General features: G+C 74.8%; 26 protein-coding genes. 12 read left to right on the top strand and 14 right to left on the bottom strand.

Translation table 11 applies throughout. The features are described 5' to 3' along the window. Positions 1-66 precede the first annotated feature (66 nt). Both E7744_RS04960 and ychF read right to left on the bottom strand, forming a co-directional pair. Positions 67-438 carry a DUF5655 domain-containing protein gene (locus E7744_RS04960; protein WP_246858551.1) on the bottom strand — a complete coding sequence of 124 codons (372 nt, stop codon included), beginning with the start codon at positions 436-438 and terminating at the stop codon, positions 67-69. A gap of 30 nt (positions 439-468) precedes the next feature. Then, positions 469-1,563 carry a redox-regulated ATPase YchF gene (ychF, locus tag E7744_RS04955; RefSeq protein ID WP_137773169.1) on the bottom strand — a complete coding sequence of 365 codons (1,095 nt, stop codon included), beginning with the start codon at positions 1,561-1,563 and terminating at the stop codon, positions 469-471. A gap of 38 nt (positions 1,564-1,601) precedes the next feature. Here ychF and E7744_RS04950 point away from each other — a divergent pair, with 38 nt between their 5' ends. Further along, entirely contained in the window at positions 1,602-2,147 is a 546-nt protein-coding gene (locus E7744_RS04950; protein WP_137773168.1) for a hypothetical protein, read from the top strand. 108 nt (positions 2,148-2,255) lie between these two features. Here the strand turns inward: E7744_RS04950 and E7744_RS04945 are convergent, their stop codons facing one another. Both E7744_RS04945 and E7744_RS04940 read right to left on the bottom strand, forming a co-directional pair. Beyond that, positions 2,256-2,777: an O-acetyl-ADP-ribose deacetylase gene (locus E7744_RS04945; RefSeq protein WP_137773167.1), complete on the bottom strand. Its 522-nt coding sequence runs from the start codon at positions 2,775-2,777 to the stop codon at positions 2,256-2,258. Positions 2,778-2,838: 61 nt separating this feature from the next. Further along, complete coding sequence (locus tag E7744_RS04940; RefSeq protein ID WP_210417159.1) at positions 2,839-4,521, bottom strand: DASS family sodium-coupled anion symporter; 1,683 nt, start codon at positions 4,519-4,521, stop codon at positions 2,839-2,841. Between the two features lie 200 nt (positions 4,522-4,721). On the opposite strand from E7744_RS04940, the gene E7744_RS04935 reads away from it, so the two are divergent. The 3 genes from E7744_RS04935 (at position 4,722) to E7744_RS04925 (ending at position 8,718) form a co-directional block, all read left to right on the top strand. Further along, entirely contained in the window at positions 4,722-6,038 is a 1,317-nt protein-coding gene (locus E7744_RS04935) for a DNA recombination protein RmuC (protein ID WP_246858550.1), read from the top strand. Positions 6,039-6,123: 85 nt separating this feature from the next. Then, positions 6,124-6,678, top strand: a complete 555-nt coding sequence (locus E7744_RS04930) for an NADPH-dependent FMN reductase (protein ID WP_137773166.1) — start codon at positions 6,124-6,126, stop codon at positions 6,676-6,678. Between the two features lie 351 nt (positions 6,679-7,029). After that, positions 7,030-8,718, top strand: a complete 1,689-nt coding sequence (locus E7744_RS04925; protein ID WP_137774851.1) for a DEAD/DEAH box helicase — start codon at positions 7,030-7,032, stop codon at positions 8,716-8,718. 151 nt (positions 8,719-8,869) lie between these two features. Here the strand turns inward: E7744_RS04925 and E7744_RS04920 are convergent, their stop codons facing one another. After that, complete coding sequence (locus E7744_RS04920; RefSeq protein WP_137774850.1) at positions 8,870-9,922, bottom strand: 4-hydroxy-3-methylbut-2-enyl diphosphate reductase; 1,053 nt, start codon at positions 9,920-9,922, stop codon at positions 8,870-8,872. Between the two features lie 222 nt (positions 9,923-10,144). Beyond that, a complete protein-coding gene (locus E7744_RS04915) occupies positions 10,145-11,080 on the bottom strand; it encodes a hypothetical protein (protein WP_137773165.1) in 936 nt (311 codons plus the stop codon). Positions 11,081-11,167: 87 nt separating this feature from the next. On the opposite strand from E7744_RS04915, the gene xseA reads away from it, so the two are divergent. Continuing rightward, complete coding sequence (gene xseA / locus E7744_RS04910) at positions 11,168-12,451, top strand: exodeoxyribonuclease VII large subunit (RefSeq protein ID WP_137773164.1); 1,284 nt, start codon at positions 11,168-11,170, stop codon at positions 12,449-12,451. Beyond that, a complete protein-coding gene (locus tag E7744_RS04905) occupies positions 12,448-12,759 on the top strand; it encodes an exodeoxyribonuclease VII small subunit (protein ID WP_137773163.1) in 312 nt (103 codons plus the stop codon). Before xseA ends, E7744_RS04905 begins: the two co-directional genes overlap by 4 nt. Before the next feature lie 29 nt (positions 12,760-12,788). Here E7744_RS04905 and E7744_RS04900 read toward each other — a convergent pair whose 3' ends face one another. Continuing rightward, complete coding sequence (locus tag E7744_RS04900) at positions 12,789-13,358, bottom strand: type 1 glutamine amidotransferase domain-containing protein (RefSeq protein WP_137773162.1); 570 nt, start codon at positions 13,356-13,358, stop codon at positions 12,789-12,791. 337 nt (positions 13,359-13,695) lie between these two features. On the opposite strand from E7744_RS04900, the gene E7744_RS04895 reads away from it, so the two are divergent. Both E7744_RS04895 and E7744_RS15775 read left to right on the top strand, forming a co-directional pair. Beyond that, positions 13,696-15,057: an OFA family MFS transporter gene (locus E7744_RS04895; protein WP_137773161.1), complete on the top strand. Its 1,362-nt coding sequence runs from the start codon at positions 13,696-13,698 to the stop codon at positions 15,055-15,057. Next, a complete protein-coding gene (locus E7744_RS15775; protein WP_168199762.1) occupies positions 15,054-15,230 on the top strand; it encodes a hypothetical protein in 177 nt (58 codons plus the stop codon). The genes E7744_RS04895 and E7744_RS15775 overlap by 4 nt, the downstream gene beginning before the upstream one ends. 51 nt (positions 15,231-15,281) lie before the next feature. On the opposite strand, the gene E7744_RS04890 is transcribed toward E7744_RS15775, so the two are convergent. The 4 genes from E7744_RS04890 to E7744_RS04875 all read right to left on the bottom strand — a co-directional run bounded on the left by E7744_RS04890 (position 15,282) and on the right by E7744_RS04875 (position 18,983). After that, a complete protein-coding gene (locus E7744_RS04890) occupies positions 15,282-16,142 on the bottom strand; it encodes a PPK2 family polyphosphate kinase (protein WP_137774849.1) in 861 nt (286 codons plus the stop codon). Positions 16,143-16,152: 10 nt separating this feature from the next. Beyond that, positions 16,153-17,385 (bottom strand): pyridoxal phosphate-dependent aminotransferase, encoded by a 1,233-nt coding sequence (locus E7744_RS04885; protein ID WP_137773160.1) that lies wholly within the window; start codon positions 17,383-17,385, stop codon positions 16,153-16,155. 66 nt (positions 17,386-17,451) lie between these two features. Continuing rightward, a complete protein-coding gene (locus tag E7744_RS04880; protein WP_137773159.1) occupies positions 17,452-18,558 on the bottom strand; it encodes a hypothetical protein in 1,107 nt (368 codons plus the stop codon). Further along, positions 18,555-18,983, bottom strand: a complete 429-nt coding sequence (locus tag E7744_RS04875) for an NUDIX hydrolase (protein ID WP_137773158.1) — start codon at positions 18,981-18,983, stop codon at positions 18,555-18,557. Before E7744_RS04875 ends, E7744_RS04880 begins: the two co-directional genes overlap by 4 nt. A gap of 104 nt (positions 18,984-19,087) precedes the next feature. Between E7744_RS04875 and E7744_RS15770 the strand changes: the two genes are divergently transcribed. From E7744_RS15770 to E7744_RS04855, 4 genes are read left to right on the top strand one after another with little or no spacing between them, the layout of a single operon-like run. After that, positions 19,088-20,995 (top strand): tetratricopeptide repeat protein, encoded by a 1,908-nt coding sequence (locus E7744_RS15770; protein ID WP_168199761.1) that lies wholly within the window; start codon positions 19,088-19,090, stop codon positions 20,993-20,995. A 48-nt stretch (positions 20,996-21,043) separates the two neighbouring features. Further along, on the top strand, positions 21,044-21,589 hold the full coding sequence (locus E7744_RS04865) for a hypothetical protein (protein ID WP_137773157.1): 546 nt from the start codon (positions 21,044-21,046) through the stop codon (positions 21,587-21,589). Further along, positions 21,576-23,150 carry a cell wall metabolism sensor histidine kinase WalK gene (locus E7744_RS04860; RefSeq protein WP_246858549.1) on the top strand — a complete coding sequence of 525 codons (1,575 nt, stop codon included), beginning with the start codon at positions 21,576-21,578 and terminating at the stop codon, positions 23,148-23,150. The genes E7744_RS04865 and E7744_RS04860 overlap by 14 nt, the downstream gene beginning before the upstream one ends. Then, positions 23,147-23,854, top strand: coding sequence for a response regulator transcription factor (locus E7744_RS04855; RefSeq protein WP_137773155.1), 708 nt, complete (start codon positions 23,147-23,149; stop codon positions 23,852-23,854). The genes E7744_RS04860 and E7744_RS04855 overlap by 4 nt, the downstream gene beginning before the upstream one ends. On the opposite strand, the gene E7744_RS16470 is transcribed toward E7744_RS04855, so the two are convergent. The 3 genes from E7744_RS16470 to E7744_RS04840 form a co-directional block, all read right to left on the bottom strand. Continuing rightward, positions 23,833-25,209, bottom strand: a complete 1,377-nt coding sequence (locus tag E7744_RS16470; RefSeq protein ID WP_137773154.1) for a phosphotransferase family protein — start codon at positions 25,207-25,209, stop codon at positions 23,833-23,835. The genes E7744_RS04855 and E7744_RS16470 overlap by 22 nt on opposite strands. A 17-nt stretch (positions 25,210-25,226) precedes the next feature. After that, a complete protein-coding gene (locus E7744_RS04845; RefSeq protein WP_137773153.1) occupies positions 25,227-25,925 on the bottom strand; it encodes a hypothetical protein in 699 nt (232 codons plus the stop codon). A gap of 303 nt (positions 25,926-26,228) precedes the next feature. Further along, positions 26,229-26,858: a GNAT family N-acetyltransferase gene (locus tag E7744_RS04840; RefSeq protein ID WP_137773152.1), complete on the bottom strand. Its 630-nt coding sequence runs from the start codon at positions 26,856-26,858 to the stop codon at positions 26,229-26,231. Positions 26,859-26,878: the final 20 nt, after the last annotated feature.

Raw genomic sequence — 26,878 nt, 5'->3', positions numbered from 1 at the left:
TCTCTCCCCTCCCCAGCCCCGCCCCTCGTCGGTCGGAGCGCGGGCACGGGCGGGGACCGCCATCGGTCAGCCGGCGCCGGCGTAGGCCTCCGCCAGCCAGCCGAGGACCTCGTGGTCCAGTTCCGCGGGATCGTGGAGCTCGAGGTGGTGCATCCACACCGCGGCGGACGGGTGGACGACCTCCTTGAAGCGGCCGGACGCCACCTCGCGCGGCAGGGCGAGGCTGAGCACCGCCGGGACGTCGCTGCGGACGTACTGCCCCGGACGCCAGACGTAGGCGAACCCCCGGCGCCGCCGGAACGCGACCTGGCTCCTGGTGACGTCCACGGTCGCCTCGCCCAGGGTGCGCACCGCCTCCTGCACGGCGCGGCAGACGGCCAGCCCCCGGGGGAAGCCGGCGAAGAGGTCCTCGGGGCCCCGCTCGGCGTCGGTGTCCACGTGCCGAGCGTAGGCCACCGCGGCCGGGCCTCACACGTTGAAGCGGAACTCCACCACGTCGCCGTCCTGCATGACGTAGTCCTTGCCCTCCATGCGCACCTTGCCGGCGGCCTTGGCCTCGGCCATGGACCCGGCGGCCACGAGGTCGTCGAAGGAGACGATCTCGGCCTTGATGAAGCCGCGCTCGAAGTCGGTGTGGATCACGCCGGCGGCCCTGGGCGCGGTGTCGCCCTTGGCGATGGTCCAGGCGCGGGCCTCCTTGGGCCCGGCGGTGAGGTAGGTCTGCAGGCCCAGGGTGTGGAAGCCGGTGCGGGCGAGCTGGTCCAGGCCGGACTCGTCCTGGCCGTTGAGCTCCAGCATCTCCCGGGCCTCGTCCTCGGAGAGCTCCACGAGGTCCGCCTCGAGCTTGGCGTCGAGGAACACGGCGTCGGCCGGGGCCACGAGGTCGCGCAGCTCCTGCTTCCTGGCCTCGTCCCCGAGCACGCCCTCGTCCGCGTTGAAGACGTAGATGAACGGCTTGGCCGTCAGCAGGCTCACCTCGCGCAGCCACTCCATCTCCGGGGCGTCCCTGCCGCCGGAGCGCACGGCCGCGTAGATGGTCTCGCCGCGCTCGAGCACGGCCTGGGCGGCCTTCAGGGCCTCGAGCTCGGCGGCGTCGCGCTTCTTGCCCTTGACCTCCTTCTCGACGCGCGGGATCGCCTTCTCCACGGTCTGCAGGTCCGCGAGGATCAGCTCCGTGTTGATGGTCTCCATGTCCGAGGCGGGGTTGATCTTCCCGTCCACGTGCACCACGTCCGGGTCGTCGAAGGCCCGCACCACTTGGGCGATGGCCTGGGCCTCGCGGATGTTCGCCAGGAACTGGTTGCCCAGCCCCTCCCCCTCGGAGGCACCCTTGACGATGCCGGCGATGTCCACGAAGGACACGGTGGCGGGCAGGATCTTCTGCGAGCCGAAGATCTCCGCGAGCTTGTCGAGGCGCTCGTCCGGCAGGTTCACCACCCCGACGTTCGGCTCGATGGTCGCGAACGGGTAGTTCGCCGCGAGCACGGTCTGGCGGGTCAGGGCGTTGAAGAGGGTGGACTTGCCCACGTTGGGCAGGCCGACGATTCCGATAGTAAGAGCCACGGTTGTCCATGCTACCGGTGACCGATAGCGTCGAGAGCGTGACTGACCTACCGGACCAGACCCCCTCCCCCTCCACCGACCCCGCCGGCGTGCCCGGCGCCGCGCAGGACCCCACCCCGGAGTCCGGGCTGGTGGCCCCGGGCACCGCCCTGCCCGAGGGGCAGCCCCAGCCGCCGTCCGAGCGGATCTCGCCCCTCGTCTTCCTGGCGATCGAGCAGGCCCTGGAGTTCGCCACCGAGGGCGGCGACGTGGTGCCGTTCCTGCTCGGCTACATCGACGAGGAGCAGAAGGGCATGTGGCGCCTGCCCGGCGCGGACGAGGCGCAGATGCGGGAGCAGATCGCCCAGCTGAGCCCGCGGCCGAGCCTGGCCGTGAGCGTGTTCGACGCCCGCCTGGAGGTGGACGGCCAGCCCCACGACGCGTTCGTGCTCGAGGCCTTCGACGACGAGCAGGAGCAGTCCGCCACCGTCATCCAGCTCTACAGCCGCCCCGCCGCCGGCGGCGAGGACCCCGAGGCCGGCCAGGCCGAGCCGCTGGGCGCCCCGCAGCTCTATGCCAACGGGGAGAACGTCCTGCGCGCCTGAGCCCGCCCCGGCTGCCGACCACGACGACGCCGTCCCCTCCCGGGTGACGGCGGCGTCGTCGTGCGCGGGGGCTGCCGGCCGGGCCGGGCCGCGACCGGCCGGCACCGGTCAGGCCTCGAGGGCCGCCCGGAACGCCTCCTCGGCGGCGGGCCCGTAGGGCACGAAGAGGACCTGCTCCACGACCTCGCGCACGAGCTCGGCCATGGCCCGCGAGCTCTCGACGGCGATGCGCGCGGCGTCGTCCATCGGCCAGCCGTAGATCCCGGCGGAGATCGCCGGGAAGGCCACGCTGCGCGCCCCCAGCTCGGCGGCGAGCCGCAGGGACTCGCGGTAGCACGAGGCCAGGGTCCCGGACTTGTCGATGGTCCTGGCGTACACCGGTCCCACGGTGTGGATCACCCAGCGCGCCGGCAGTCGGCCCGCCGTGGTGGCCACGGCCCGCCCCGCGGGCAGCCCGCCCGGCAGCTCCGTCTCGCGCAGCCGCCGGCACTCGGCGAGGATCTCCGGCCCGCCGCGGCGGTGGATCGCCCCGTCCACTCCCCCGCCGCCCAGCAGGGTCGAGTTGGCCGCGTTCACGACGGCGTCGGCCGGGGTCCGCGTGATGTCGCCGGGACGGATGAGCAGTTCCATGGGCCCAGCGTAGGTCCGCTCCGGGCCGGCTCGCGAGGGGCCGGCCCGGCCGGACGGCGCGTCAGGACACCAGCCCGAAGGCCCACACCCCGAGGCTCAGCGTGGCCAGCGTGATCAGCACGATCCCCGCGAGGTTCAGGTACAGCCCGCCCTTGATCATCTGCCCGATCGTCACGTAGCCGGAGCCGAAGGCGATGGCGTTGGGCGGGGTGGCCACGGGGAGCATGAAGGCGCAGGTCGCGGCCAGGGCCACCGGGATGGTCAGCAGCAGCGGGTCCACGCCGACGCCGACCGCCACGCCGCCGGCCACCGGCAGGAACGTGGCCGCCGTGGCCGTGTTGGAGGTCAGCTCGGTGAGGAAGATGATCGCCGTGGTCAGGATGGCCACGAGCAGCCAGACGGGCACCCCGCCCAGGCCCTGGACCTGCGTGCCGATCCAGTCGGCCAGCCCCGAGTCGCTGAACTGGGCGGACAGGGCCAGGCCGCCGCCGAACAGCAGCAGCACGCCCCAGGGCAGCTTCACGGCCGAGTCCCAGTCGATCAGCCGCACGCCGCGCCGGGCGCCGGCCGGCAGCAGGAACAGGAGCAGCGCCGCCGACACCGCGATCCCGGCGTCGCTGATCACCCCGTCGAACAGCAGGGGGACCGTGATCCAGGAGATCGCCGCGAGCGCGAAGACCACCAGCACCCGGACCTCGCCGGAGGACATGGGCCCGAGCTTGGACAGCTCGGAGGTGATCAGCGCCCGGCCGCCCGGGATCTCGGAGATCTCGGCGGGGAACAGCACCCGCGTCAGCAGGAACCACACGAGCACGAGCATCACCAGCGCCACCGGCAGGCCGACGAGCATCCACTGCCCGAAGCCGATCTCGACCCCGTGCGCCTGGGACATGTAGCCGGCCAGCAGCGCGTTCGGGGGCGTGCCGATGAGGGTGGCCAGCGAGCCGACCGAGGCGGCGTAGGCGATGCCGAGCATCAGGGCCGTGCCGAAGTTGGACTCGATGACCGCGTCCTTGACCTCGGCGGAGGCCGGGTCCGAGGACTCGGTGATCGCGGCGTTGTCCTTGGCCACCACCAGGGTCAGGACGGAGACGCCGATGGGGATCATCATCACGGCCGTGGCGGTGTTGGACACCCACATGGACAGGAAGCCCGTGGCGATCATGAACCCGGCGACCACGCCGCCCGGCTTGGTGCCCATGGCCCGCACCGTCACGAGGGCGATCCGCCGGTGCAGGTCCCAGCGCTGCATGGCCAGCGCGATGACGAACCCGCCCATGAACAGGAAGATGATGTCGTTGCCGTAGGCGGCGCCGACGTCCTTGATGTCCACCTCCTGGCCGAGCACGGGGAAGGCGACGAGCGGCACGAGCGCGGTGGCCGGGATGGGGATGGCCTCCGTCATCCACCACACGGCCATCAGGCCGGCGACGGCGGCGGTCACCCGGGCGTTGTACGGCACGTCCGCGGGCATCGCCAGGAACAGCACGAGGCCGACCAGCAGGCCCGCGGCGAAGCCGATCCACCGGCGCCGGTGGAGTCCGCGGCGCTCCGCCGGGGCCCGCTCGCCGGGCGAGAGGTACTCGCCCTCGCCGACGGCCGGCGCGGAGGCCGCCTCGGGCGTGGCGGAGTCGTCGGAGACCCGGTCGGGGCCGGGATCGCCCTCCTCGCGGTGCCGGACGGCGCCGTGGCGGCCGTGGTGTTCCGCGCCGCCGCCGGCGGCGCCCTCGGTGCTGTGGGACATGGCCCTCTCCCTCTGCTCGGCGGGTCATGGTGCATGACCCCTCCGCGCCGGGGTGGTGCCCTGGTGCGCGCCCCGCCGCGGAGACTGGTGCGTGTGCTGCCACCGTACTGTCACCGGTCCGCCGGTTTCGAGGCCTGCCCGCCGCCCCCGCCCGCCCGGCCTCGGCTATCGCGTCCCGCGGCTCTGCGACAGTAGGGGGCATGGAGACTTCTGTGGTGTTGGTGGTGGCCCTCGTGTGCGTGCTGGCGGGGCTCGTGGTGGGCGCCGCGCTCGGTGCGTGGTTCGGCATCACCCGGTTCCGGTCCGCCGGCGGGCCGGGGCAGCGCACGCGCGAGGAGGCCGAGGCCTACCGAGAGGAGGCCCTGCACCTGCGCGGCGAGCTCTCCGAGGTCCAGGCGGCCCTGGCCGCCGCCGAGGCGGAGAGCCGGGTGCTCACCGCCGAGCGCACCGCGGACCGGGACCGCGCCGCCGTGGAGCAGCGGGTCCTCACCGCCCTGGCCCCCGTGGGCCAGCGCCTCGAGACCCTGCAGCGCCAGGTCGGCATGCTGGAGCGGGACCGGGTGGAGCAGTACGGCCAGCTCTCGGAGCAGCTCAAGACCGCCGCGGAGACGGACACCGCCCTGCTGGTCAACACCCGCTCGCTCGTGGCCACGCTGAAGTCCACCTCGGCCCGCGGCCACTGGGGCGAGGTGCAGCTGCGGCGGGTCGTCGAGGCCGCCGGGATGCTGCCACACACCGACTTCGCCGAGCAGCAGGTGCTGCGCGGGGACGAGGACCGGGTGCTGCGCCCGGACCTCGTCGTGCGCCTGCCCGGCGGCAAGTCGCTGGCCATCGATGCCAAGGCCCCCCTGGCGGCCGTCCTCGAGGCGGAGGAGCTGGCCGGGGACCACTCCGCGGAGGCCGCCGCCCGCCGCGGGGACCTCCGGCGGGCGCACGCCAAGGCGGTCCGGGCCCACGTGGACGCCCTCGCCGCCAAGGAGTACTGGCAGGGCCTGGACCACTCCCCCGAGCTGGTGGTGTGCTTCCTGCCGGCCGAGTCGTTCCTCGCCTCGGCCCTCGAGGCCGATCCGGGCCTGCTGGACCACGCCTTCGCCCAGAACGTGGCCCTCGTGGCACCGGTCTCCCTGCTGGCGGCCCTGAAGTCGGTGGCCTACGCCTGGCGGCAGGAGACCCTGACGGAGAACGCCCGGGCCCTGTTCGACGCCTCCCGGCAGCTCTACCAGCGGCTCGGCACCCTCGGCGGGCACGTGTCCCGGCTGGGCGGCTCGCTGCGCTCGGCGGTGGAGAAGTACAACTCCCTCGTGGGCACGCTCGAGTCCCGGGTGCTGCCCTCGGCACGCCGCATCGGGGAACTGGATCCCACGCTGGACGCGGAGGTGGAGATGGGCCGCCCCGTGGAGGCCACCCCCCGGGTTCTGTCCGCCGCGGAGCTGCTGGAGGAGCCGGCGGCGGGGGACGGGAACGGCGGCGGCACCGTGACGGAGATCACCCCGCGCACGGGGACCCGGCCGGAATAGTCCACCGTGGCCGGCGGTTGAACGGGGTAGGTCGTTGAAATTTCAACGACATGGCATCCGCCTGACCCGCCCCGGAAGGACCCCCATGCGCATCGGCTACATCGTCGGCTCCCTGGCCCAGCACTCCATCAACCGCCGCCTGGCGACCGCACTGTCCGGCCTCGCCCCGGAGGGCGTGGAGTTCGTGGAGATCTCCATCGCCGACCTCCCGCTGTACTCCTGGGACCAGGACGCCGACTTCCCGGCCGCCGCCCTGGACTTCAAGGAGGCCGTCGCCGGCGTCGACGGCGTCCTGTTCCTGACCCCGGAGTACAACCGCTCCATCCCCGCCGCCCTGAAGAACGCCATCGAGTGGGGCTCCCGCCCGTGGGGCCAGTCCGTGTGGGGCGGCGTGCCCGCCGGCGTCATCGGCACCTCCCCGGGCAGCACCGGCACCGCGATGGCCCAGCAGCACCTGCGCAACATCCTCGCCCACCTGGACATGCGCGTCCTGGGCCAGCCGGAGGCCTTCGTCCAGGCCCGCGAGGGCGCCATCGCCGCGACCGGGGAGATCCAGGACGACTCCCTTCGGGCCGTCCTCCAGGGCTACGTGGACGCCCTCGTGGCCCACGTGGACGCCGCCGCGCGCGTCGCCGCCTGATCCCCCGCACCCCTCCCGGGCAGCACCCCGGGATCCCGGACCCCCGGCCGCAGCACGCGGCCGGGGGTCCGTCGCGTCCCGGGGCACCCCCGCCGACCCGGTCCACCACCCCGGACGGGAGAGGCCGACCGGGACCTGACCAGCGCGGAGACGGCGCCCGGCGCCCGATGCCGTAGACTGGACGCAGCCAGCCGGTCGGGACCCTTCCCCTCCGGTGCCGGCCAGCACCGCGTTGAGTGGCTCCCGTATGCCACAGCCGCCCGTGCCAGGGCCGGGTCTCTCTTCCACCCGGACGGATCTTCCTTCGTGACCTCTTCCCAGCATGCCGCCAGCACTGGCGGCACCTCCACCCTGCCCTCCGCCGAGGAGACCGCCACCGGCGGCTTCACCGACCTGGGCGTCCCCGCCGGCCTGGCCGCCGCGCTGGCCCCGCAGGGCATCACCTCCCCCACCCCCATCCAGGCCGCCACGCTGCCGGACTCGCTCACCGGCCGGGACGTGCTCGGCCGCGGCCGGACCGGCTCCGGCAAGACCTACGCCTTCCTGCTGCCGCTGGCCGCGCGCCTGTCCGGCGGGCGGCCCGCCCCGGCCCGCCGCCCGCGGTCGCTCATCCTGGCGCCCACGCGCGAGCTGGCCGTGCAGATCGAGGCCTCCCTGGACCCGCTCTCCGCGGCGGCCGGGCTGTCCTCGCTGACGATCTTCGGCGGCGTCGGGCAGAACCCCCAGGTCAAGGCGCTGCAGCGCGGCGTCGACGTCCTGGTCGCCTGCCCCGGCCGCCTCCTGGACCTGATGGGCCAGGGCCACGCGGACCTGTCCGGCGTGGAGGTGCTCATCATCGACGAGGCCGACCACATGGCGGACATGGGCTTCCTGCCGATGGTCCGCCGGATCCTCGACAAGGTCCCCGCCCGGGCGCAGAAGATGCTCTTCTCGGCCACCCTGGACGAGGGCGTGGGCGTGCTCGTGCAGAAGTACCTCAAGGACCCCGTGGTCCACGAGGCCGACTCCGCCGTGTCCCCGGTCGCGCGGATGGACCACCACGTGGTGGCCGTGGACGGCGACGCCAAGCTGACCACCCTGGCCAATCTCTGCGCCGCCCCGGGCCGCACGATCGTGTTCACGCGCACCAAGTACGGCGCCAAGAAGGCCGCCAAGCAGCTGCGCCAGCGCGGCGTGGCCGCCCTGGAGCTGCACGGGAACCTGTCCCAGAACGCCCGGACGCGCAACCTGGACGCCTTCCACAGCGGCACCGCGGGGACCCTCGTGGCCACGGACATCGCCGCGCGCGGCATCCACGTGGACGACGTGGCCCTCGTGGTGCACGCCGATCCGCCGGCTGAGCACAAGGCCTACCTGCACCGCTCGGGCCGCACGGCGCGCGCGGGCCAGGCGGGCACCGTCGTCACCCTCGCCGGCCAGGACCAGCGCGGCGAGGTCCGCCAGCTGATGCGGGCCGCGAAGATCACCCCCACCATCCACGCCGACGGCGCCAGCGAGCCCCTGCTGGACCAGCTGGCCCCCGGCCCCCGCACCTTCCTGGAGCAGGCGGAGCTGGAGCGGCTGCTGGCCGTCTCCACGCCCGCCCCCCAGACCGGCCAGAACGGCCAGAGCGCCTCCAACAGCCAGGGTGGCCAGGGCGGCGGCGGCCGGTCCGGCGGGCGCTCCGGCGGCCGCGGTGGCCAGGGCTCGCGCGGCGGACGCTCCGGCGGTCGCGGCGGCGCGGCGGCCGGCGGCGAGGCGAACCGGGCCGAGGGCGGCCGCACCCGCGGGGCGGCGTCCACCGCGTCCCGCTCCGGCGAGCGCTCCGGCACCGCCGGGCAGTCCTCTCGCGGGACCGGCCGCCCGGGGAACCGCCGCGCGGGCTCGGCGGCCGGCGCGCCGTCGTCGGGCGGGCGGGTCTACACCTCCGAGACCGGGCGCCCCGGCCACTACGGGGAGGGCCACGGCGCCCCCGAGGGCGGCCGGGAGCGCACGGGCCGCTCGCGCGGCGGGCAGGGTGCCGGCCGGCGCCGCCGCTCCTCGGGCACGGCCCGCGGCTGAGCCTCCCCGCCTCCGGCCCCCGGCTCCCCCGGGGACCGGAGGCCCACGACGCCGCCAGGCCCGGGACGCCGATCGCGGTGTCCCGGGCCTGGCGGCTCTCCGGGGGCGGGCGTCCGGACGCGGCCTCCGCCCGGTGTCCGCCCGGGGGTGATCAGGCGGGGCGGTGGCGACCGCCGAGGGCACGGTCGGTGTCCCCGACCTTCTTCAGCTCGGCGCGCAGCTCCTTGGGCAGCGAGAACATGATGTCCTCCTCGGCGGTGACGACCTCGTCCACGGTGCCGTAGCCGTAGTCGGCCAGCAGGCGCAGCACGTCCTGCACGAGCACCTCCGGCACGGACGCCCCCGAGGACAGGCCCACGGTGGCCACGCCCTCGAACCAGGACTCGTCCACCTGGTGGGCGAAGTCCACCCGCTCGGCGCGCTGCGCGCCGTACTCGAGCGCGACCTCCTTGAGCCGCACGGAGTTCGAGGAGTTGGCCGAGCCGACGATGATCACCAGGTCGCACTCCGGCGAGATCTTCTTGATCGCCGCCTGGCGGTTCGAGGTGGCGTAGCAGATGTCGTCCGAGGGCGGGTCCTGCAGGTTGGGGAACCGCTCGCGCAGGATCGAGACGATCTCCAGGGTCTCGTCCACGGACAGGGTGGTCTGCGAGAGCCAGATGAGGTTGTCCGGGTCCTCGACCTCCACGGTCCGGGCCTCGGCCGGGTCGTTGATGACGGTGGTGTGCTCGGGGGCCTCGCCGAAGGTGCCCTCGACCTCCTCGTGGCCCTCGTGGCCGATGAGGAGGATGCGGCGGTCCTGCCGGGCGAAGCGCACCGCCTCGCGGTGCACCTTGGTCACGAGCGGGCAGGTGGCGTCGATGGTCCGCAGGTTGCGCTCGGCCGCCTCGGTGACCACGGCGGGCGAGACGCCGTGCGCGGAGAACACGGTCAGCGCGCCCTCGGGCACCTGGTCCAGCTCGTCCACGAAGACGACGCCCTGCTGCTCGAGGGTCTCCACCACGTGGCGGTTGTGCACGATCTCCTTGCGCACGTACACCGGCGCGCCGTGGTGCTCGAGGGCCTTCTCCACGGCGACGACGGCGCGGTCCACCCCGGCGCAGTAGCCGCGCGGGGCGGCGAGCAGCACGCGCTTGTCCCCGGCCACGACGGCGGCGGCCTCCACGTCCTCGCGGGTGCGGCGGGCGCGGGGCACGTGGGGCATCCCGACGGCGACCCGGGCGGCACCCGGCGCGTGCGCGTCCGCGGCGGACGGCAGCGTGTCGGGCAGGGAGGAGACGGAGGGGGTGGCAGGCATATGCTCCATTCTACCGAGCCCGTCCCGGCTGGCCACCGGAGGTGATGGACGCCTCGCCCCCGGCGACGGGGCGCGGGCGACGGGGCGCGTGCAGAGAGGCGCGGGTGAAGGGGCCGGGCCGGCGGCCGCTCAACGGCGCCGGGCCCGCGAGACCAGTCCGGCCACGAGCCCGAGGACGGCCACGAGCGCCCCGCCGGCCATGAGCGTCACCGTGTCCGGGATCGCGTACTCCCGCACGCCGTCCAGGAGGGAGCGGGCCGCCAGGCGCGCCAGTCCGTCCACGGCCCCCACGTCCGCCCGCTCCAGTCCCCACCTCCCGGCGGCCCCGGCCGCCAGCACGGTGGCCCCGGCGGCCACGAGGACGAGCCAGCGACGCCCGCGCGGGGCCAGGACGAGGGCCAGCACGGCGGCGACCACGGCCCCGACCGCCAGCCACGGCCACTGCGGCAGCAGGGACACGCCGGTGGCCACCCACCGGGGGTCCACCCGGGCCGGGTCGGGGGTGCCGAGGTCGACCGACAGCGGCGAGGAGCCGCCGTCGCCCGTCCCCGCCAGGGCCTCCCCCGCACCCTCGCGCAGCGCCCGCGCGGCCGCCTCGCCCCCCGGCAGCGGCGCCACGGACTCGGCGAGGCGGTCCACGCCCAGCTCGGCCAGGGGCGCCAGCTGCAGGTGGACGGTGCCGTCGTCGGGCGGCGTGCCGGTCCCGGGGGCGGACTCGATCCGCTCCAGCCGGTCCACCCAGTCCACGCGGGTCTGCTCCACGGCGCGGGACCACGCCTGCGCGAAGCGCCCGTCCCCCACGAGGCCGTCCACCGCACCGCCGACGAGGTCGAGCAGGGGCGCCGCGAGGAACGAGGGCACGGCGTCCGGGAGCCGGCGCCCCACCACGTCCTCCACCCGGCGGGCCAGCCCGGACCCGAGCTCCGGGTCCCGGGCCATCGGCCCGGCGATCTCCTGCGCCGGCCCCGGGGTGTGCACGAGGGCCTCGATCCGCGACCCGGCGATCGCCAGCACGGCGAGCACGCCGGCCAGGACGGCCAGCACGAGGGCGGTGACCGTGCGCATGTCCGCTCCGTTCGTGGGGGCCAGTCCCGTCCCAGCCTACTGATAGAACTGAGGGGACGAACCGCCCCACCCGAGAGGATCCGCCGCATGGACGACCCCCAGGCTCCCGGCACGCTCCCGGCCACGGCCGCCGGGACGTCCCCCGAGGCGCCCTGGCCCCTGCGGGTGCTCTCGGAGAACCTCAAGCGGTACTTCGAGCGGGCGCCACAGGCCTGGATCGAGGGGCAGCTGATCGAATTCAAGGTCATCCGCGGCAACGCCTGGATGACCCTGCGGGACCTGGACGGGGACTACTCCCTGCCGGTCACCGCCTGGCGCAACGTCGCCGCCACGCTCGACGGCACGGTGCAGCAGGGCTCGCGCGTGGTGGCGTGCGTCAAGCCGAGCTTCTACACCAAGACCGGCAAGCTGAGCATGATCGCCTCCGCCATGCGCCCCGTGGGCCTCGGCGACCTGCTGGCCCGCGTGGAGCTGCTGCGCCGCACCCTGGAGGCGGAGGGCCTGTTCTCCCCCGCGCGCAAGCGACCGCTGCCGGTGCTGCCGAACCTCATCGGCCTGGTCACCGGCCGGGACTCGGACGCCCTGAAGGACGTCATGCGCAACACCCACCTGCGCTGGCCGGCCGCCCGCTTCGAGGTGCGCGAGGTGGCCGTCCAGGGCGCGTCCGCCCCCCGCGAGGTCATGGCCGCCCTGGCGGAGCTGGACGCCCACCCGGAGGTGGACGTCATCGTCATCGCCCGCGGCGGCGGCGCCCTCGAGGAGGTCGTCCTGCCCTTCTCGGACGAGGCCCTCGTCCGGGCGGTCGCGGCCGCCACCACCCCCGTGGTCTCGGCGATCGGGCACGAGGCGGACCGGCCCGTGCTGGACGACGTCGCCGACCTGCGCGCCTCCACGCCCACGGACGCCGCCAAGAGGATCGTCCCGGACGCCGCCGTGGAGCGCGAGGCGATCGCCGCGGCGCGGATGCGCCTGGCCTCCGGGGTGGAGCGGCTCGTGGGCCACGAGGCCCAGCAGCTCGCCTCGCTGCGCTCGCGGCCCGTGCTGGCCGCCCCGGAGCGGATGGTCACCGAGCGCGCCGAGGACCTGGCGCGCTGGCGCGAGCGGGCGCGGTCCAGCATGGCGGGGCGGCTCGAGCGGGAGCACGACGCCGTGGGGCACCTGCGGGCCCGGGTGCGGTCCCTGTCCCCCCAGAACACGCTGGACCGCGGCTACGCCGTGGTCCAGCACGAGGGTCGCGTGGTGCGCGCGGCCGGCGAGGTGGCCCCGGGCGACGCCCTGGACATCCTGGTCGCCGCCGGGCGCATCACCGCCACGACCGAGACGACGAGCGAGACCACGAGCGAGACGACGAGCGCAGAGGAGACACGATGAGCAGCGCGCAGACCGAGGATGCCGGACGGGACGCGGCCGACCGGCCCGGGGGGCAGGCCGCCGTGGAGGGCTTCTCCGCGGCCGACACCTCTGACGTCGCCGCGATGAGCTACGAGCAGGCCCGCGCCGAGCTCGTCGAGACCGTCTCCCGCTTGGAGACCGGCGGGGCGGGCCTGGAGGAGTCGCTGGCCCTGTGGGAGCGCGGCGAGGCGCTGGCCGACCGCTGCGAGGCGTGGCTGGAGGGGGCCCGTCAGCGCCTGCAGCAGGTCCGCGAGCGCACGGCGGACGGGGCCGGCCCCGTCGGCTGAGCGCCGCGGCGGCCGACCCCGTCCCGGGCTCAGGCGGTCTGGCCGGCGTGCCGGCCCTCGGCGAACTCCTCGACCAGCTTGGCGTTGAAGGCGTCCAGGTCGCCGGGGTTCCGGCTGGTGGTCAGCCCCTGGTCGACGACCACCTCCTCGTCCACCCACGTGGCCCCGGCGTTGCGCAGGTCCTCGGACAGCGAGTGGTAGCTCGTCAGCCGCCGGCCGGAGACGACGCCGGCGTTGATGAGGGTCCACGGGGCGTGGCAGATGGCGGCCACGGGCTTGTGCTCGTCGAAGAAGCCGCGCACGAACGCCCGGACGTCCTCGTCGACGCGCAGGGCGTCGGCGTTGAGGGTGCCGCCGGGCATCACGAGCCCGTCGAACTCGGCCGAGCTCGCGGCGGCGGCCTCGCGGTCCACGGTGAAGGTGTCACCGTGCTCCCAGTCCCCCTGCATGGCGGTGATGGTCCCGGACTCCGGGGACACCAGCACGGGCCGGCCGCCCGCGGCCTCGACGGCCTCCCAGGGGGAGGTCAGCTCGACCTGCTCCACGCCGCGCGTGGCGAGGAAGGCGATGGTCTTTCCCTGCAGCTGCTGTTCGGTCACGTCGGTACCTCCTGGATCATCGGTCTGGACCACCGGTCGGTGTGCTCCACAGCCTAGGCCCGACCCCCGGGGGGGGCAGGGCAAGGATGTTCGCGTACCGGGGAACGGTCCGGGCCCGCGGACGTCCCGGTGGCATCCCCTGGGTGTCCCGGCAACGTCCCGGAGGGGCCACGCCGGTGCCACGCCGGTATCCGGGGGGCGGATTGACCGTGACCGGGGCCACGGATACCCTCGGGGACAGCCTGCCGTCGGGGGGTGCCCACCGCACCTGACGTGGCAGCCGGCCGCGCACGCACCCACGCGGCCGTCCGGGCAGCCGACCGAGGGGATCCCCATCATGGCCAGCATTCTCGACCGGGAGGCGATCGTCGCGCCTCGCACGTTCAACCGGTGGCTCATCCCCGCCGCGGCACTGGCCATCCACTTGTGCATCGGCCAGGTGTACGCGTTCAGCGTCTTCAAGAACCCGATGATGGGGCACTTCGGCGTGGGCGAGGTGGCGGTCGGCTGGATCTTCTCGGTGGCCATCGCCATGCTCGGGCTCTCGGCGGCCTTCGGCGGGACCTGGGTGGAGCGCTCCGGACCGCGCAAGTCGATGGTGGTGGCCGGCTCCTTCTGGGTGGCCGGGTTCCTCATCGCCACGGTCGGGATCGCCACGGGCCAGCTGTGGCTCGTCTACCTCGGCTACGGCGGGGTCGGCGGCATCGGCCTGGGCATCGGCTACATCTCCCCCGTCTCCACCCTGATGAAGTGGTTCCCGGACCGCCCCGGCCTGGCCACCGGCCTGGCCATCATGGGCTTCGGCGGCGGCGCCCTCATCGCGAGCCCGCTCTCGAACGCCCTGATGTCCTTCTACGGCGGCGGCAACCAGCCCGAGCAGCTCCAGGGCGGGCTCGTGCAGACGTTCCTGACGCTCGGCATCATCTACGCGATCGTCATCTCCCTCGGCGCCATCGTGATCCGCGTCCCGCATCCGGAGTGGCGTCCCACCGGCTGGGACCCGGCCACCGTCCAGCACAAGCCCCTCCAGACCAAGGGCAACGTCTCGGCGGACACCGCCATCAAGACCTGGCAGTTCTGGATGCTGTGGATCGTGCTGTTCTGCAACGTCACGGCCGGCATCGGCATCCTCGAGAACGCCGCCCCGATGATCCAGGACTACTACGACTGGATCACCCCCGCGGCGGCGGCCGGCTTCGTCGGGGTGCTCTCCCTGGCCAACATGGGCGGCCGCTTCATCTGGTCCACCACCTCGGACTACATCGGCCGCAAGAACATCTACATGGTCTACCTCGGCGTCGGCCTGGCCATGTACCTGGTGATCGCCCTGATGGGCAGCGCCAACATGGTGGTCTTCGTCCTGGCGACCATGATCATCCTGTCCTTCTACGGCGGCGGCTTCTCCACCATCCCCGCCTACCTCAAGGACATGTTCGGCGTCTACCAGGTCGGGGCGATCCACGGCCGGTTGCTCACCGCCTGGTCGGCGGCGGGCATCGCCGGCCCGCTGATCGTCAACAGCGTCCTGGAGGCCCAGGAGGACTCCGGGCTGACCGGCGGCGACCTCTACAACATGTCCCTGTACATCATGGTCGGGCTGCTGGCCATCGGCTTCATCGCCAACCTGCTGGTCCGTCCGGTCCACCACCGCCACCACGTCTCGCCGGAGAAGATGCGGCAGAAGGAGCACGCCAAGTGAGCAACGCAGCAGACCCCACCCGCCGCGGGACGTCCGTCGACGAGTCCGGCACCGCACGGTCCGGCGGGGGCCACCGCGCCCTGGCCCTCGCCCTCGCCGTCATCGTGTCGGCGGCCCTCGCCTACGGACTGGTCCAGACCGCCATCCGCGCCTCGGCCCTGTTCACGGGCTGAGGCCCCCGCCGGCTCCCCCGGCTGCCCTCGCGGCGACCCGCCTCCGCCGGATCAGCTCTCGGCCAGCCGGCGCTTCTCCTCGGTGACGTCGAAGTCCGCCGCGGGCCACTGCAGGTCCAGCGACTCGAGGGCACCGATGAGCAGCTCCTGCACCGCGATCCTCGAGTACCACTTGTGGTTGGCCGGGACGATGAACCACGGGGCGTGGTCGGCGTCCGTCTCGGCGATCGCGATCCGGTAGGCCTCCATGTACTCGTCCCAGAACGCGCGCTCGTCCACGTCGCCGGGATGGTACTTCCAGAACTTGTCGGGACGGTCCAGGCGCTCGGCGAGGCGGTCCTGCTGCTCGTCCCTCGAGACGTGGAGCATGACCTTGACGATCACGGTCCCCTGGTCCGCGAGCTCCTGCTCGAAGGCCCGGATCTCCCCGTAGCGCTGGGCGATCTCCGGCAGCGCGGTCAGCTCGCGGACGCGGTGGATCAACACGTCCTCGTAGTGCGAGCGGTCGAAGACGCTGACGAACCCCCGCGGCGGCAGGTGCTTGCGCACGCGCCACAGGAAGTGGTGCTTGCGCTCCTGGTCCGTGGGGGCCTTGAACGCCGCGGCGCGCACGCCCTGCGGGTCCATGGCCCCCACCACGTTGCGCATGATCCCGCCCTTGCCGGAGGTGTCCATGCCCTGGATGACGAGCAGCACGGAGCGGCCGTCGCCGTTGCCGGACATGCCGTTGGCGTAGAGCAGCTCCTGCAGCTGGGACAGCCGCCGGGAGCGGATGGCCAGGGTCTGCTCGCCCTGGGCCTTGGCGCCGAGGTAGCCCGGCTTGGACTCCGGGTCCACGTCCGCCGGTCCGCGCTGGACCCCGTCGTGGGTCCGGGCCCGCAACAGCTCCCGCGGGTTCCCGGCGAAGTCCATCACGTGCTTCTTAGCGTTCACGGTACTCCTCCAGGAAGTCGGCGATGCGCCCGATCGCCACCTCCAGGTCGCGCACGCTCGGCAGCGTGACCAGCCGGAAGTGGTCGGTGTCCGGCCAGTTGAACGCGCGGCCGTGGGAGACGAGGATCTTCTGCGAGCGCAGCAGCGCGATGACGAACTTCTCGTCGTCCTCGATCGGGTAGACCTCCGGGTCCAGCCGCGGGAACAGGTACAGGGCCCCGTGGGCCGGCTGCAGGCTGACCCCCGGGATCTCGGCGAGCAGCCGCTGGGCGGTGTTGCGCTGCTCCAGCAGCCGCCCGTGCGGCAGGATCAGGTCGTTGATGGACTGGTAGCCGCCCAGGGCGGTCTGGATGGCATGCTGGCCGGGCACGTTGGCGCACATGCGCATGTTCGAGAGCAGGGTCAGGCCCTCGATGAAGTCCGTGGCCCGGTGCTTGGGCCCGGAGATGGCCACCCAGCCGGAGCGGTAGCCGGCCACGCGGTAGGCCTTGGAGAGCCCGGAGAACGTCAGGGTGAGCACGTCGTCGGAGAGCCCGGCCGCGTTGAGGTGGCGCGCGCCGTCGTAGACGATCTTCTCGTAGATCTCGTCGCTCATCAGCACGAGGTTGTGCCGCCGGGCGATGTCCACGATCCCGTTCAGGACCTGCCGGGAGTACACCGCCCCGGTCGGGTTGTTGGGGTTGATGATCACGATCGCCTTGGTCCGGTCGGTGATCTTGGCCTCGATGTCCTCGAGGTCGGGCTCCCAGCCCTCCTCCTCGACGCAGCGGTAGTGCACGGCGCGGCCGCCGGACAGGGTGGTCGCCCCGGTCCACAGCGGGTAGTCCGGGGCCGGGATGAGGACCTCGTCGCCGTCGTCCACGAGGGCCTGCAGGACCATGGAGATCATCTCGGAGACCCCGTTGCCGATGAAGACGTCCTCCACCTCGATGCCCATGATCCCGCGGGACTGGTAGTACTGGCTCACGGCCGTGCGGGCCGAGTAGATGCCCTGGGAGTCCGAGTAGCCCTGGGCGTGCGGCAGGTGCGAGACCATGTCCTTGAGGATGGCGTCCGGGGCCTCGAAGCCGAACGGGGCGGGGTTGCCGATGTTCAGCTTCATGATCCGATGGCCGGCCGCCTCCATGCGCTGCGCCTCCTCCAGGATGGGCCCGCGCACGTCGTAGCGGACGTTGTGGAGCTTGGAGGACTGCTTGATCTGACCGGTCCGTGTCTTCGCCATGCCTCTCATCATCCCACTGCCGGCCCACCCCGCGGTGGAGATCCGCCCGGCCGGATCAGGGCCGGCTCAGAACCAGCCGTCCGGGGCCGGCTCCAGGCCCGCGGACACCAGCCAGTACTGCGCGGCCTCGTCCGCGGGCAGCACGTCCGGGCCGGCGGTGAGCCGCTGCAGCTCCGCCACCTGCTCCCCGGACAGGCTGCCCGCGAGCTGCTCGAGCGCCGACCGGGCCTCCCCGGGCAGGGACGGCGCCGAGCCCGCGAACAGGATCCGGCCCTCCGGCAGGATCCGCTGCGGATCGGCCAGCGGCACGAGGGCGTCGTCGGCGATCGCCGGGTCCGTGCCGTACAGCAGCGCGACGTCGGCGCGCCCCCGCACGAGGTCCCCCGCCGGCCCGTCCCGGCCCGGGTCCACCCAGCGGGCCGGTTCGCACCCGGCGAGCACCTCGAGGCGCCGGGCCTCGACCGCCCCGGCGTCCCGGGGCGTGACGTCCATGCGGTCGCACAACCCGTTGAGGTCGCGCACGTCCTGCAGCCCGTACAGTCCCGCGGTGGCCGAGGTGGTCACGGCCTGCAGCCGCAGGGTGCCCTCGGACTGGCCGAGGACCTCCGTGCCGGCCGGCAGGTGGCCGGACACGACCGCCGTGGTGCCCACGGCGTCCGGGGCCGGCACGCCCTCGGGCAGCGGGGTGGGACTGCCCGTCGAGGTCGGGTGGCCCGTCGGGGAGGCCGGGGCCGGGTCCGAGGGCGAGGCGGTCCCCGAGGGGGACGGACCGCCCACAGGGCTGGGCGAGGCGGTGGCGGACCCGGACGCCGCCGCGGACGGGGACGGTGTCGGGACCGGGCCGGCGAGGTTCGCCGGGGCCACCTCGGCGGCCATGGCCAGGGAGTCGACGACGGCCACCCGCCGGTCCCCCGCGGCCTCCCACGGCTGCGCCGAGGGCTCGCCCACGACGGCCGCGACCCCGCTCCGGGCCAGCTGCCGCACGACGACGTGGGCCAGCAGCCGCTCGACCGGCCGGGTGCCGGCGACGACGGTCACCGGGGCGGCGTTCGCGGAGGCGTCCGGCCCCGCGGGGCCGCCCCCGGTGGCGGGCGGCTCCGCGGCCGGGGTGCAGCCGGCAAGCGCGGTGACGGCCAGGGCGGCGGCGGCCAGGGCGGCGGCGAGGGCCCTCACCGGCCCACCCCGGCGAGCTCGAGGGCACGGTGCACGTTCTGGGAGGTGCGGTGGCGGTGCAGCTCGTCCAGCGGGATCCAGGCGGCATCGATGGAGGACCCGCCCACCTCCGGGCGCAGCACGCCGGAGACCACCTCGGCGCGGTAGATCACCTGGACGGCCAGCAGGGGCCGGCCCGGGTGGGTGGCGCGGTGGGCGCCGTCGATCGTCCGGCTCGTGACGCCCACGAGGCCCTGCAGCCGGGCCCGGTACCCGGTCTCCTCCTCGATCTCGCGCACGCACGCCTGCTCGGGCTGCTCGCCGAGCTCCATTCCGCCCCCGGGCAGCGTCCAGAGGGCCTCCACGGGGCCGTCCCACAGGCTCAGCAGCAGGGTGTCGTCCCGGACGATCACGCCGTACGCGCCCACCCTGGTGTCGAAGTCCATGGGGGCCAGTCTAGGAGGAGCCGCTCGCGGGACCGGTCCCGCGCGCCGGTCCTCTGGAATACTGGGTTCGCTGTCCACGCGCACCGACCGGAGGGAGGGCCAGCATGACGGACGAGGGCTCCGTCGTCCCGGGCCTCCCCGAGGACCTGGAACGGCGGCTGCGGGCCGTGCTGTCCCGCCGCTCGCTCACCGTGGGCCGCGACGCCCCGGAGACGGCGCGCGGCTGGATCGACGCCTCCTACGAGGCCGCCTACGCCGAGGACCTGGCCCGCGCCGGCCGCGCCGCCCGGGCCGGCCTGGACGCCCCCGGCGGGCACGACGTCCTCAACCGGCTGGGCCTGCTGCGGGCCCTGGCGTCGGTGGCCGAGATGACGGGCGACCACGCCACCGCGGCCTCCCGCATCGCCGAGCGCGCGCGGTTGCTCACCACGGCGGGCTACCCGCACCAGGCCCGGCTGGAGGTCGAGCTGGGGGCCATGCTGCTGCGCGAGCCGGAGCCCTTCGAGGCCACGGTCCTGGAGGGCGTCCTGGAGGGCGAGCGCGAGCGCTCGGCCCACTCCGTGGACACCGTGCTGCCGGACGTGCTCGTGGCGCTGGCGGTGCGCTACGTGGAGGACGGCCGGCTGCACCCCGCGGTGGACCTGCTCGAGGAGTGCCTGGACATCCTGGATGCCCGGGTGTCCGCCGGCGTCCCGGTGGCCCCCGAGGCCCTGGCCTCCACCCGCATGTTCCTGGCCCACGTGCACCTGATGTCCCACGACCCCGAGGACGCCGCCGCGGTGGCCGACCGGGTGCTGGCCGGACGGGCCAACCGGGCCGTGCGCGCGGCGATGTGGATGCTCAAGGCGGTCGTGGCCCACGAGCACGGGGACGCGGCCACCGCCGCCGAGGACGCCCTGCACGCCGTGGAACTGCACGCCGCCGCGGGCGTGCGCAAGGGCGCGGCCTCCGCGGCCGCGCTGCTGGCGGGGCTGGCCCACGACGCCGGCGACCAGCAGTCCTCCATCCTCGCCTGGAAGGTGGCGGTGGCCCAGGCCGAGCAGGGCGAGGTCCCCGAGGCCTCGGACCTCACGCTCGCGCTGGGGCACCAGCTGCTGGAGGCCGAGGAGCACGCCCTCGCCGAGCGCGTGCTGGCCGGCCTCGTCCGGCGCGAGGAGGCCGCCCGGCGGCTGCCCGGGCTGGCCCGGGCGCTCGTGGACCTCGGCCACGCCGCGCGCCACCAGGGCCGGCCCGGCGAGGCCCTGGAGCACTGGGAGCGGGCCTGCGCGCTGTTCGAGCAGGCCGGCTCCGTGGCCGAGGCCGCGCGCATGCACCTGGCTTCCGGCGCCCTGCTGAACCGGCAGGAGAGGCCGCAGGAGGCCGCCGAGCACTTCGGCCGCGCGGTGGACCTGGCGCGCGGCGTCGGCGACGAGGACCCCGCGGTGCTGCCCCAGGCACTGCACGCCCTGGGCCACGTGCTGTGCGAGCTGGGCCAGGAGCGCGGGGTGGAACTGCTGGACGAGGCGATCTCCCTGGCCCAGGACTCGGAGGCCGGCTGGTACGAGGCGGACTTCACGGACACCCGAGCCCGCGGGCTGTGGGCGTTGCGCAAGGGCACCGCGGCGGTGTCCTCCGCCCTGACCGCGGCCGACCTGTTCACCGCCTCCGAGGACGCCACGGCGGCCTCCAACGCGGAGCTGTTCGCCGCCTACGTGCTGCTGGAGCAGGAGCGGGCCGAGGAGGCGGCCGCCCTGTTCCGGATGATCACCGAGCACGAGGGCACCGCGCGGTACCTGCGGATGGCCGCCTGGCTGGGACTCGCGCAGTCGCTGGACCTGGCCGGGGACGAGGAGGGCGCCACCCGCGCCCGGTTCGAGGCCGACGCCGCGGCCACGGCCACCGACCCGGAGCCCGACGGCGGCCCCCACCCGACGCCCGGGACCGGCCCCGACGAGGGTCCCGCCCCGGGGACGGGCCCCGGTGCGGACCCCGACGAGGGCCCCGCGGCCGGGGGCGCGCCGGGCGCCGGCTGACCCGGCCCTCTCATCTTCGCCTCATCAGCGCGCGCGAGGATGGTCGCCATGAAGAGCACCGGGTGGGGACTGAAGGCGGCCGTGGCCCTGGTGGCCGTCGCCGTGCTGGGCGCGCTGGGCCTCGTCGCGCTCTCGGCCCGGCCGAGCACGGTCGACCTCGGCCCGCTGATCGCCGTGACGGACGCGCCGTCCCCGCACAACGCGCCCCTCGCGGCCGGCGGGGACGACCCGGCAGGGGGCGCGCCGGCGTCGGGCCAGTCCCCGCACCCCGAGGCCTCGGCCGCCACCGGCTCCCCCACCGGGTCCCCGACCCCCTCCCCGGACAGGGAGACCCCGGCGTCCGGGGGCCTCTCCTCGCGCGCCCCGGTCTCCTCCCGTCCGGCCCCGGCGACCACGTCCCCGACCGCCGGCGCGGACGGGGCCGACGGGACCGCCGGGAGCACCGGCCCGGCGGCGCGGACCTCCCCGACGCCGCGCGCGGTCCCGGCCCCCGCACCGCAGGCGCCCACGGACGACGACGGATGGGACGATGACGAGGCGGACGACGAGGACGGGGACGACGAGGGGGACGATGCGGGGGATGACGACGACTGAGCCCGGGGCCGCGCCGCGGACGCGGCCGCCCGGCCGCCGTCCCCGCGGCCGCCGGGCCCTGCCGGTGCGCACCCGCGTGGTGATCCTCTTCGTCCTGCTCACCGCCCTCGCGCTGTTGCTCTCGGGGGCCACGGCCTACCTGCTGCAGCGCGGCGCGATGGACCACCAGCTCGACGACTCGCTGACCCGCTCGGTCCAGGAGTTCCGCATCCTCGCGCAGGAGGGCGTGGACCCCGAGACGGGTGAGCCGTTCTCCGCCGCGGACCAGCTCGTCTACACCGCCATGCAGCGCACCCTGCCCGCCGAGCACGAGGGGATGCTGGGCCTGCGGGACGGGCGGATCAGCTGGACGGCCTCGGACGCCGTCGAGCTGCGGCTGGAGGACGACGCGCGGCTCGTGGACTGGGCGCGCGCGCACTCCGGCGCCGGCAGCGTCCGGCTCGGGACGGTCACGACCGACCGGACCACCTACCGGGCGGTCGTGGTGCCGATCCGCTTCGACAACGACACCGCCCCGTCCATGATGCTGCTGGCCTTCGACCACTCCGCGGAGCTGGCCGAGCTCAACGCCTCGTTCGTGTCCTACGCGGGGGTGGGGCTCGTGGTGATGGGCGTCGTCGGGCTCGCCGGGTGGGGCCTCGTCGGCCGGCTGCTGGACCCGTTGCGCACCCTGCAGTCGACCGCGGCGGAGATCTCCGGGACGGACCTCAACGGCCGCGTGCCGGTCTCCGGCCAGGACGACGTGGCCGAGCTGGCCACCACCTTCAACGAGATGCTGGACCGCCTGCAGGAGGCCTTCTCCTCCCAGCGCCGGCTGCTGGACGACGTGGGCCACGAGCTGCGCACGCCCATCACGATCATCCAGGGCCACCTCGAGCTGCAGGACCCGCACGACCCGCAGGACGTGCGCGAGGTCCGGGAGGTCGCCCTGGACGAACTGGACCGCATGCGCCTGCTCGTGGACGACCTCGTCACCCTGGCCCGGTCCGGGCGGCCGGACTTCATCACCCGCCGGCCGGTCGACGTCGGCGCCCTCACCCGCGACGTCCTGGCCAAGGCGACCTCCCTCGGGGACCGCCACTGGGCCCTGGACGGGGCCGCCGAGGTGACCGTGTCCCTCGACGAGCGCCGCATCACCCAGGCGTGGCTGCAACTGGCCTCGAACGCGGTGCGGTACTCGGCGGAGGGCACCACGGTCTGGCTCGGCTCCCAGCGGCTCGACGGCGTCCTGCGGCTGTGGGTCAGGGACCAGGGCATCGGCATCCGGCCGGAGGACCGCGAGGTGATCTTCGAGCGGTTCGGGCGCGGCTCCAACAGCACCCGCGCCGAGGGCTCGGGCCTCGGGTTGAACATCGTCACGGCCATCGCGGCCGCCCACGGCGGCACGGTGGACGTGCGGTCCGCCCCGGGGGCCGGGTCCACGTTCCACCTCGACCTGCCCCTCGACCCCGGCCGGGAGCCGTGCGGCGCCCCGCCCGGGGATGCCACCGCGGTCCCGCCCCGGGACGGAGCGGACCCCCAGGACGAGACGACGACCCCCGCGAAGGACGGTGCGGCATGAGCCAGATCCTCATGATCGAGGACGAACCACGGATCAGTTCCTTCGTGGCCAAGGGCCTGAAGGCGGAAGGGCTGACCACCACGGTCGCCGCCACCGGCCGCGAGGGACTGGTCCTCGCCCTCACGGGCGGCTTCGACCTGGTCATCCTCGACCTGGGCCTGCCGGACCTGGACGGCTTCGAGGTGCTCGAGCGGATCCGGGCGCAGGACCGGCAGCTGCCGGTCATCATCCTCACCGCCCGGACCTCCGGGGAGGACACGGTCACGGGACTGACCTCGGGAGCCGACGACTACGTGCCCAAGCCCTTCCGGTTCGCCGAGCTCGTGGCCCGCGTCCGGCTGCGGCTGCGCGGCGACAACGGCGGCGCCCGGGCCGTGGAGGACCCGGTGCTGCGCCACGCCGACCTCGCCCTGGACCCCGTGCGGCACGTGGCCACGATCGACGGCGTCGAGGTGGACCTCTCGGCGCGCGAGTTCTCCCTGGCCGAGGCGTTCCTGCGCCACCCGGGGCAGGCCCTCAGCCGGGAGCAGCTGCTGTCCCGGGTGTGGGGCTACGACTTCGATCCCGGCTCCAACGTGGTGGACGTCTACGTGCGCTACCTGCGCACCAAGCTCGGGGTCACCCGCTTCGCGACCGTGCGCGGCGTGGGCTACCGGCTCGTGGCGGAGAAGGACTACCGCCCCTACCAGCCCGAGGACGACTGAGGCAGCTGCAGCAGCGACTCCGCGATGTCCAGCCGCTGCCGGGCGGCGGCCTGCCAGTCCGGGCGGCCCGAGTCCCGGGCGCCGGCCACGAGGGACAGCGCGACGGCGGCCGAGCGACAGGCCAGTGCCCCCGGGTCCACGGTCCCCACGAAGTGGGAGTGGAACCGGCGCAGCGCCCGGTGGGTGAAGACGTAGCGCTCGTCCACGGCCGGCAGCACCGCGAGGTGGCCCAGGAAGCAGGCGAGGTCGTCCACGCGGTGGCCGGGGCCGGCACCGTCCACGTCGAGCACGCAGCTGATCCGCCCGTCCCGCACGAGCAGGTTGGCCTCGTAGAGGTCGCCGTGCGTGGGCACCACCGGACCGCGGTCCGTGGTGGCCAGCTGCCGCTGCAGGTGCTCCACGAGCGAGCGGATCCGGCGGGCCTGGTCCGGCAGGGCGGTGGCCGCGGCGTGGCCGTAGGAGGGCGTCCGGTCCGCCCAGGCCTCGCGCCGGGGCAGGGAGAGGATCTCCCCCGGCATCCGGTCGAGCAGGTCGGTGACCTCGCGCGGGTCCACGTGCCGGGCGCCGTCGGCCATGATGGCCCCGGCCAGCACGGTCCCGGTGCCCTCGCCCAGGGCCAGCACGTCCGCGACCGGCGGGCCGAGCACCGGCGGCACCGGCACCCCCGCCGCGGCGAGCAGCACGTGGCGGTGGTGCAGTCCCGCGGCCAGGCCGCCGCGCATCACCTTGAGATACACCGTGCGCGGCCCGGCGGGGTCCTGTCCCGGGGCGCCCCCGCGGACGACGTCGTCCTGTCCGGGGCCGTGGCCGGCCGAGCGCGCCGGGGGCGGGGCGTCCTCGCCCGCCGGGGCGAACTCGGCGCGCAGCACGGCCCGGCGCAGCGGCCGGTAGCTGACGGTCTGCAGGTCGGTGAGGACCCGGCCCGCGCCCCAGACCGCCGCGACGGAGGCCGGGTCGGAGGCCAGCGCGAGCCCGGCCAGGAGCGGGTCGTGGGGGTGGATCCAGGCGGACCAGTCGGTCTCGGCGGCGCGGCCGGCGTCGACCACCGCGTCCTCCGGGACGGCCTCGGCGGTCAGCGCGACGAAGACCTCGCGGCCGGCCTGCGCGGCGTCGCCCTCCGCCGGGGAGTCCTCCTCCGGGGCGCCGTCGTCGGGGGCGTCATCGGGCACCGCCCACGCCTGGAACACCCCCGTGGCCCCCGCGCCGGGCCGGTGCTGGAGGTCGACCAGGCGGGCGTGGTGCAGCCGCAACCCCTGTCCGGCCAGGACGTGCTGCAGCGTGTCCCGCACCGCGGTGGACGAGAGGTACCGGACCTGCCGGTCCTCCGCGTCCTCCCCCTGCGCCCGGTGGCGCATCGGCCGTTCCCCTGTCGTCAGACGGCCCGTCGGCGCTGGAGGACCTTGTCCAGGTCCAGGGAGCGGTTCGCGGTGGCCTGGACCTTGGCCAGGTACTCACCGGACACGCCGGACTTGAGCTTCGTGCCGGGCTGCGCGGCCGGGACCTCGGGGCGCACGAGCGGCTCCGGGACCGGCCGGTGGGCCTCCGCGGCGTCCAGGTAGGTGGGCCGCGGCACGCTGGGCAGGGCCGCGGCGTCGAGGTCGGCGCCCGGGGCGGGGGTCGGCGCGGAGCCGGCGGGGACGGCCGGGGCCGCGGCGGGGGCCGCGGCACCCTGCTCGTCCCGGGCGTGCGGGGCGGGCGCCTGGCCGGAGGCGGCGTCGAAGACGGCGGTCGAGCCGGAGCCGCTGGGCACGGCGTCGTGGACGACCGGCAGGCCGGGGTTCATGGCCTCGGTGAACGCCCGCTCGATCCGCTGGTCGCGGCGCGCCTTGCGGTCCCGCAGCGCGAGGGCGCGCAGGGAGGCGACCCCGCCCGCGGCCACGAGGGCCGCGACGAGGGCGGTCCCTCCCGTGCCCGCGCCGAAGAGGGCGGCGACCCCGGTGACGACGAGGACCAGCACGGCCAGCAGGGCGACGAGGGCGATGAGGGTGCGGTCCCACTTGACGCGGAACCCGGAGGCGGGCATCGACCGGGGCCGGACGCCGCGGGGCGTGGACTGGGCGGTGCGCGTCATGGGAATCCTCCGGTGGCGACGGGGCGGGGGCGATTGGCTGGCCCTCCGGTGGATGGCGAACAGCCACGCCGCCACCAGCGCGCAGAGCACCAGGGAGGCGTGCAGGCGGACATCCGGAAGGTAGCCCAGTACGAGACTGAGCGACTCCTCCAGAATAGCGATGCCTGTATCCACGCCCCAAACGGTACCGGCACCGAAGCACACGAGTGTCATTCGCCACGCTGTGTCGCTCCGACCAGCGGTTTTCCGTGCCGCTCCACTCCCTCGTGCGCCGCGTCGTGCGCCGCCTCGTCCGCCGCCCGCTCAGCCGGCCGGACGCCCCCGGCCCAGCCGCGCGAGCAGCCCGCCGGGGACCTCCGGGGCGGTCAGCGCGAAGGACTCGTGGTCACGCCAGTCGCCGTCGATGTGCAGGAAGGCACGGCGCAGGCCCTCGTGGCGGAACCCCAGCTTCTCGACCACCCGGAGGCTGGGCCGGTTCTCGGGGCGGATGTTGACCTCGATCCGGTGCAGTCCCAGCACGGAGAAGCAGTGGTCCACGGCCAGCGCCACCGCGGTGGGCACGAGGCCCTGGCCCGCGCGGGCCTGGTCGATCCAGTAGCCGATCGCGGCCGACTGGGCCGAGCCGCGCACGATCGAGGACACGCTCAGCTGCCCGGCGATCGCCGCCCGCCCGTCCGCGGTGCCCCGCACGCAGATGAGCCACGGCAGCCCGGTCCCGTCCCGGCCCGAGCGGTTGAGCACCCGGACCATCTCGTGGAAGCTCTTGAGGCCGGTCTCCGGCACCGGGTTGGTGGCGTCCCACGGCCGCAGCCACTCGCGGTTCCGGGACCGCAGCGCCATCCACTCCTCCTGGTCGGAGCGGCGGAACGGCCGCAGCACGAGGTCGCCGTGCTCCAGCGTCACGGGCCAGGAGTGCGTCGGGACGGGAGCCATGAGGCGATCCTAGGGGCACA

Source organism: Citricoccus sp. SGAir0253 (genome assembly GCF_005877055.1).
GTDB lineage: Bacteria > Actinomycetota > Actinomycetes > Actinomycetales > Micrococcaceae > Citricoccus.
The sequence above is the reverse complement of the archived record's forward strand: the minus strand, read 5'-3'. Positions and strand labels throughout refer to the sequence as shown.

What these genes read in the sequence shown, in the direction of transcription:
- E7744_RS04945 (WP_137773167.1), bottom strand. Translation starts at nt 2,777, where the DNA reads ATGGAACTGCTCATCCGTCCCGGCGACATCACGCGGACCCCGGCCGAC.
- E7744_RS04940 (WP_210417159.1), bottom strand. Translation starts at nt 4,521, where the DNA reads ATGTCCCACAGCACCGAGGGCGCCGCCGGCGGCGGCGCGGAACACCAC.
- E7744_RS04935 (WP_246858550.1), top strand. Translation starts at nt 4,722, where the DNA reads ATGGAGACTTCTGTGGTGTTGGTGGTGGCCCTCGTGTGCGTGCTGGCG.
- E7744_RS04930 (WP_137773166.1), top strand. Translation starts at nt 6,124, where the DNA reads ATGCGCATCGGCTACATCGTCGGCTCCCTGGCCCAGCACTCCATCAAC.
- E7744_RS04920 (WP_137774850.1), bottom strand. Translation starts at nt 9,922, where the DNA reads ATGCCCCACGTGCCCCGCGCCCGCCGCACCCGCGAGGACGTGGAGGCC.
- E7744_RS04915 (WP_137773165.1), bottom strand. Translation starts at nt 11,080, where the DNA reads ATGCGCACGGTCACCGCCCTCGTGCTGGCCGTCCTGGCCGGCGTGCTC.
- xseA (WP_137773164.1), top strand. Translation starts at nt 11,168, where the DNA reads ATGGACGACCCCCAGGCTCCCGGCACGCTCCCGGCCACGGCCGCCGGG.
- E7744_RS04905 (WP_137773163.1), top strand. Translation starts at nt 12,448, where the DNA reads ATGAGCAGCGCGCAGACCGAGGATGCCGGACGGGACGCGGCCGACCGG.
- E7744_RS04895 (WP_137773161.1), top strand. Translation starts at nt 13,696, where the DNA reads ATGGCCAGCATTCTCGACCGGGAGGCGATCGTCGCGCCTCGCACGTTC.
- E7744_RS04890 (WP_137774849.1), bottom strand. Translation starts at nt 16,142, where the DNA reads ATGGACTTCGCCGGGAACCCGCGGGAGCTGTTGCGGGCCCGGACCCAC.
- E7744_RS04885 (WP_137773160.1), bottom strand. Translation starts at nt 17,385, where the DNA reads ATGGCGAAGACACGGACCGGTCAGATCAAGCAGTCCTCCAAGCTCCAC.
- E7744_RS04875 (WP_137773158.1), bottom strand. Translation starts at nt 18,983, where the DNA reads ATGGACTTCGACACCAGGGTGGGCGCGTACGGCGTGATCGTCCGGGAC.
- E7744_RS15770 (WP_168199761.1), top strand. Translation starts at nt 19,088, where the DNA reads ATGACGGACGAGGGCTCCGTCGTCCCGGGCCTCCCCGAGGACCTGGAA.
- E7744_RS04865 (WP_137773157.1), top strand. Translation starts at nt 21,044, where the DNA reads ATGAAGAGCACCGGGTGGGGACTGAAGGCGGCCGTGGCCCTGGTGGCC.
- E7744_RS04860 (WP_246858549.1), top strand. Translation starts at nt 21,576, where the DNA reads ATGACGACGACTGAGCCCGGGGCCGCGCCGCGGACGCGGCCGCCCGGC.
- E7744_RS04855 (WP_137773155.1), top strand. Translation starts at nt 23,147, where the DNA reads ATGAGCCAGATCCTCATGATCGAGGACGAACCACGGATCAGTTCCTTC.
- E7744_RS16470 (WP_137773154.1), bottom strand. Translation starts at nt 25,209, where the DNA reads ATGCGCCACCGGGCGCAGGGGGAGGACGCGGAGGACCGGCAGGTCCGG.
- E7744_RS04845 (WP_137773153.1), bottom strand. Translation starts at nt 25,925, where the DNA reads ATGACGCGCACCGCCCAGTCCACGCCCCGCGGCGTCCGGCCCCGGTCG.
- E7744_RS04840 (WP_137773152.1), bottom strand. Translation starts at nt 26,858, where the DNA reads ATGGCTCCCGTCCCGACGCACTCCTGGCCCGTGACGCTGGAGCACGGC.